Here is a 5,671-nt window from a genome sequence, read left to right on the forward strand (position 1 = left end):
CTGGGGAGCGGCACCGGGAGCGGGACGGGGACCAGTCTGGGGAGCGGCACCGGGAGCGGGACGGGGACCAGCCTGGGGAGCGGCCGGACGACCCGTCGGGCGCTCCCCGGTGAGCGCCGCCGCGGGGGAATCGCTCTGGCGTGACCGACGGTTCCTGCGCTTCTGGGCCGCGCACTCGGCCTCCCAGTTCGGCGACCGCGTCTCCGAACTGGCGCTGCCGCTGATCGCCGTGTCGGCGCTGCACGCCACGGCCCAGCAGGTCGCCTGGCTCACGGCGCTCGCCTGGGCGCCGAACCTGTTCGGCATCGTGCTGGGCGCGTGGGTCGACCGCCGGGTGCGCACGCGGCGCCTGATGGTGCTGGCCGACCTGGTCCGGGCGGGCCTGCTCCTGACGCTGCCCGCGGCGTATGTGCTGGGCGGTGTGACGCTCGGTCAACTCGCCGCGGTGGCGCTGCTGTCGGGCGCTGCGGGGGTGCTGTTCAACACGGCCTACCCGCCGTTCTTCGCCGGGCTCGTGCCGCGTTCCTCGTACGTCGACGCCAACAGCAAGCTCAGCGCGAGCCGGTCCGCCTCGCACGTCGCGGGCCCGGCCGTGGGCGGCGCACTCGTCCAGGCCGTCACCGCGCCGGTCGCCGTGGTGGTCGACGCCCTGACCTTCCTGGTGTCCGCCGTGCTCGTGGGCCCGATCCGGGTGGACGAACGCGCCGCGGGCTGCGGGGACCAAGACACGTCGCTGCTGCGCCGGGCCCGGGAGGGGCTGGCGTTCATCGTCCGCCATCCCGTCCTGCGGGCGAGCCTCGGCTGCGCCACGACCGTCAACTTCTTCACGTTCCTCACCGGCACCGGGCTGCTCGTCCTCTACGCCGACCGGGAGCTCGGACTGTCCGCGGGGGCCATCGGACTGGCCTTCGGCCTCGGGTCCACCGGAGCACTGCTCGGCGCGGTGCTCGCGCCGACCGTCTCGCGCCGCATCGGTCTGGGCCGGTCCGTCGCGCTCGGCGCCGTGCTCTTCCCCGCTCCCCTGGCCGTGGCCGCGGCGGCGGGCGGCGCCCCGTGGGCCCGGGCGGGCACCCTGGCCCTCGCGGAGTTCCTGTCGGGGATCGGCGTCATGCTCTTCGACGTGAACCTCAACTCGCTGCAGACCGCGGTCGTCCCGGACGGTCTGCGCAGCCGCGTCGCGGGCGTGTACGGCACGGTCAACTACGGCGCCCGGCCGCTCGGCGCCCTGGCCGGCGGGCTGCTCGCGAGCACCTTCGGGCTGCGGGCCACACTGATCACGGCGGCCGCGGGCGGAGCCCTTTCGCTGCTCTGGCTGCTCCCTTCGCCGATCCCTCGCATCCACTCGCTGACGGCCGGGCACCCGCTCGTCCCGGAGGATCCACTCGTCCCGGAGGATCCGCAGCGGGCCTGACCGGGGCGCGCCGGGCCGCGCCCGCCGGGCGGTCACGCGGGCGGTCAGACGAGCGGTCAGACGGGCGCTCGGCCCGGGCGTTCAGGATGGCCTTCGGCGGGCGTTCAGCCGAGGAACGACAACCGGACCTGCCGCTGCGGGTTGTCCTTGTTCGTGTCGACGAGGCACACGGACTGCCACGTGCCGAGCTCCAGCGAGCCGCCCACCACCGGCAGCGTCGCGTGCGGCGGGACGAGAGCCGGCAGGACGTGGTCGCGGCCGTGGCCGGGGGTGCCGTGGCGGTGCTGCCAGCGGTCGTCGGCGGGCAGCAGCGTGTGGAGGGCGGAGAGCAGGTCGTCGTCGCTGCCGGCGCCGGTCTCGATGACCGCGATGCCGGCCGTGGCGTGCGGCACGAAGAGGTTGAGCAGGCCGTCCCGGCCCCGGGCCGCCTCGCGGAGGAACACTTCGCAGTCGTGCGTCAGGTCGACGACCCGTTCCGACGATCCGGTGGTGAGCTGGAGGACGTAGGTCCTGAAGGAATCGGGCATGGGGGCATTGTCGCCGAGCCCGCGGCGGGACCGGCGCAGGACCGGGCGGCCGCCGCACACCCGGCGTTCCAGTCACTGAGACACCGTTGACCGCGTGTCGACAAACTGGCTACGTTCTGCGGCATGTTGCGTTCAGCCCTGCTCACCACGCGCGGTCACATCGACCTGCTGCGGGTGGCTTCCGCCGCGTGTCGCCGCGGCTGCTGACGCCCTTCTCCTCTCTGATTCCGCGCTGAGCCCCGGCTGAGTCCTGTGGCTCTCGCGTGCCGTTCCGCGCGGGCCCGGTGACCGCCGGCCGCCTACGGCCCCCCCCCTTCTCGCTCCGCTCCTCCCCTTCGCTCCTCCCTCTTAGCTCCTCCTTCTTCGCCCGTCGCGTCGGCCTGCCGTGCCGAGGCGTCCGCCCGCCTGCCGTGGAGTGCCATGAGCATCAGCCATGCCCCGCCTTTGACGACCAAAGGCGATATATCCCCTCCTCCGGACATCGTCGGCGTCGACTCGCCCGAACTCGTCGCCCTCGTCCCCTCCTCCGCCCGCCGGACCCGCGTCCCGCGCTGGCTGCGGCGCAGCTCCGGGCCGCTGCTGCTGCTCGCCCTGTGGCAGCTCCTCAGCGCCACCGGCGTACTGACCCCCGAGGTGCTCGCCTCCCCCGGGACCATCGCGCGCGTCGGCGGGGACCTGGTGGCCGACGGATCGCTGCCCGGCGCGATGGGCGTGTCCTTGCAGCGGGTCGCGCTCGGGCTGCTGTTCGGGGTGGTCGTCGGGGTCGGGCTCGCGCTCGTCTCGGGGCTGTTCCGGATCGGCGAGGACCTCGTGGACGCCGGGGTGCAGATGCTGCGCACGGTGCCGTTCGTCGGGCTGATCCCACTGTTCATCATCTGGTTCGGGATCGGCGAGGCCCCGAAGATCGCCATCATCACGCTGGGCGTCTCGTTCCCGCTCTACCTGAACGTGTACGCGGGCATCCGCGGCGTCGACGCCCAACTCATTGAGGCGGGCGAGTCCTTGGGGCTCAGCCGGTGGGGCCTGGTGCGCCACGTCGTCCTGCCGGGGGCACTGCCCGGCGCCATGACCGGACTGCGCTACTCGCTCGGGATCGCCTGGCTCGCGCTCGTCTTCGCCGAGCAGATCAACGCGGACTCCGGGATCGGGTTCCTGATGGTGCAGGCGCGGGACTTCCTGCGCACCGACGTGATCGTCGTGTGCCTGGTCGTCTACGCGTTCCTCGGCCTGCTCGCCGACTTCGTCGTCCGCTCTCTCGAAAGGCTGCTGCTGCAATGGCGACCGACGTTCACGGGCCGGTGACCGCCCCTGCCGCTGCGGCCGACCCGGCCCCCTCCGGACCCGCCGTGCGCGTCGAGGGCCTCACCCGGTCCTTCGACGGGCGTACGGTCATCGACGCGCTGGATCTGGACATCCGGCCCGGCGAGTTCGTGGCACTGCTGGGCCGCAGCGGCTGCGGCAAGTCGACACTGCTGCGCATCCTCGCGGGGCTCGACCGCGACATCGCCGGCACGGTCCTCGTGCCGCGCCGCAAGGCCGTCGCGTTCCAGGCGCCGCGGCTCATGCCCTGGAAGCGGGTCTGGCGCAACGTCCTGCTGGGACTGCCCGGCACGCCGCGCCGGAGCGCCGCCGAGCGGGCGCTGGAGGAGGTCGGGCTCGGGCACCGCACCGACGCGTGGCCGAAGACGCTGTCGGGCGGCGAGGCACAGCGGGCCTCGCTGGCCCGGGCGCTGGTCCGCGAGCCCGATCTGCTGCTGCTCGACGAGCCGTTCGGCGCCCTGGACGCGCTGACTCGGATCAAGGCGCAACGCCTGGTCGACGCGTTGTGGCAACGGCGCGGCTGCGCCGTGCTGCTGGTGACGCACGACGTGGAGGAGGCGGTGCTGCTCGCCGACCGTGTGCTCGTGATGGACGACGGCGTCATCGCGTACGAGACGCCCGTCGGGCTGCCGCGCCCGCGGGACATCACCGACCCGCGCTTCGCCGCGCTGCGCGCCGAGTTGCTGCACCGGCTCGGCGTCGACGACGACAGCGCGGCGCCCACCGCGACGCCCTCCCCGTCACCGTCACCGCCCCCGTCCCCGTCCCCGTCTGCGACGCCGCCCCCGCGCCCGTCCGTGTCGGCCGCCGGGGCATCGCCCACCCCCACCGGCAGGACGACCGACTCCCCCGAACAGAACGAACGGACTCCGGCATGAAACGCCCCCCGCTGCTCCCCGCACTGCTCGTACCGCTCGCCCTCCTGCTCTCCGCCTGCTCCGGCGCGTCCTCCGCCAGCACCTCCACGGCCGGTTCCGGCGGCGGCACCGACGGCAAGGGGTCCCTGACGCTCGACGTCGGTGACCAGAAGGGAGGTTCGGAGGCCGTGCTGCGCGCCGCCGGTGAACTGGACGACCTGACATACAAGATCCACTGGTCCACCTTCACCTCGGGCCCGCCACTGCTGGAGGCGGTCAACGCCAAGGCCGTCGACATCGGCGGAGTGGGCAACACCCCGCCGGTCTTCGCGGCCGGCGCCGGGTCGAAGATCAAGGTCGTCTCGGCGAGCCACGGCACCGCGTCCGGCGACACGATCCTCGTGCCGAAGGACTCGAAGCTGTCGGATCCGGCGCGACTCAAGGGCCGTTCGGTCGCGGTCGCCCAGGGGTCGTCCGCGCACTACAACCTCGTCGCGACGCTCCGCAGGGCCGGGCTCGACCTGAGTGACATCAAGGTCAAGTACCTCCAGCCGGCCGACGCGCTGGCCGCTTTCACCGCCGGCAAGGTCGACGCGTGGGCCGTCTGGGACCCGTACACCTCACAGGTGCTGAGGGCCCGTCAGGGCCGCGTGCTCAGCGACGGGAACGGGCTGTCCAACGGGCTCGCCTTCCAGGTCGCCGCGCCGGACGCCCTCGCCGACCGGAAGAAGTCCGCCGCGATCAAGGACTACCTGGACCGGCTGCGGCGCGCGCAGGACTGGGTGTTCCGGCACCCGGAGCAGTGGGCGAAGGTCTGGGCGAAGGACACCGGGCTGCCCTACGAGGTGGCGCTCGACGCGGTGAAGCGGACGAACGGCACCCGGGTGACGGTCGCCGTGGACAAGGGGGCCATCGCCTCGGAGCAGAAGATCGCGGACACGTTCACCGAACTGAAACTGATCCCGCGCAAGGTCGACTTCGGCGACTTCGTCGACCCGCGCTTCAACGGCGGGCTGCCCGCCTCCACCACCGCCCCGCGCACCTACCCGAAGGGGTCCTGAGCCATGACCGTACATCTGCACTGGTTCCTGCCGACCGGTGGCGACGGCCGCTCCCTCGTGGACCGGCACGCGTTCAGCGGCGGCGCCCTGCCGCGCACCCCGGGCGGCGCACTCGCCGGGGTGCGCACCCCGGATCTCGGCTACCTCGTCCAGATCGCGAAGGCGGCGGAGCAGCTGGGGTTCGAGGCGGTGCTGACGCCGACCGGGACGTGGTGCGAGGACGCCTGGCTGACGACGGTCGCGCTCGCGCAGCACACCGAACGGCTGAAGTTCCTCGTCGCGTTCCGGCCCGGGGTGATCTCCCCGACGCTCGCGGCCCAGATGGCGTCGACCTACCAACGCCTCACGCAGGGACGGCTGTTGCTGAACGTCGTCACCGGCGGCGACTCGGCCGAGCAGCGGCGCTTCGGCGACCATCTCGACCACGACCGGCGGTACGCACGCACCGACGAGTTCCTGTCGGTGGTGCGCGGTGTCTGGGGCGGCACGCCGTTC

6 protein-coding genes are annotated in these 5,671 nt (G+C 73.2%); 5 read left to right on the plus strand and 1 reads right to left on the minus strand.

The features are described from left to right. Positions 1–109: 109 nt before the first annotated feature. Positions 110–1,411, plus strand: a complete 1,302-nt coding sequence (locus GTW43_RS24130; RefSeq protein WP_161304132.1) for an MFS transporter — start codon at positions 110–112, stop codon at positions 1,409–1,411. A 104-nt stretch (positions 1,412–1,515) separates the two neighbouring features. On the opposite strand, the gene GTW43_RS24135 is transcribed toward GTW43_RS24130, so the two are convergent. Continuing rightward, positions 1,516–1,938 carry a secondary thiamine-phosphate synthase enzyme YjbQ gene (locus GTW43_RS24135; protein WP_161304133.1) on the minus strand — a complete coding sequence of 141 codons (423 nt, stop codon included), beginning with the start codon at positions 1,936–1,938 and terminating at the stop codon, positions 1,516–1,518. Between the two features lie 420 nt (positions 1,939–2,358). Here GTW43_RS24135 and GTW43_RS24140 point away from each other — a divergent pair, with 420 nt between their 5' ends. From GTW43_RS24140 to GTW43_RS24155, 4 genes are all read left to right on the plus strand, one after another. After that, the gene (locus tag GTW43_RS24140) at positions 2,359–3,240 is read left to right on the plus strand and encodes an ABC transporter permease (protein WP_161304134.1); all 882 of its coding nucleotides are present in this window, start codon (positions 2,359–2,361) and stop codon (positions 3,238–3,240) included. Then, on the plus strand, positions 3,213–4,136 hold the full coding sequence (locus tag GTW43_RS24145; RefSeq protein ID WP_161304135.1) for an ABC transporter ATP-binding protein: 924 nt from the start codon (positions 3,213–3,215) through the stop codon (positions 4,134–4,136). Before GTW43_RS24140 ends, GTW43_RS24145 begins: the two co-directional genes overlap by 28 nt. Beyond that, positions 4,133–5,176 (plus strand): ABC transporter substrate-binding protein, encoded by a 1,044-nt coding sequence (locus GTW43_RS24150; RefSeq protein WP_161304136.1) that lies wholly within the window; start codon positions 4,133–4,135, stop codon positions 5,174–5,176. The genes GTW43_RS24145 and GTW43_RS24150 overlap by 4 nt, the downstream gene beginning before the upstream one ends. A gap of 3 nt (positions 5,177–5,179) precedes the next feature. Next, on the plus strand, positions 5,180–5,671 hold a 492-nt coding region (locus GTW43_RS24155), incomplete at its 3' end, for an LLM class flavin-dependent oxidoreductase (protein WP_161304137.1).

The organism is Streptomyces sp. SID5785, assembly GCF_009870065.1.
Classification (GTDB): domain Bacteria; phylum Actinomycetota; class Actinomycetes; order Streptomycetales; family Streptomycetaceae; genus Streptomyces.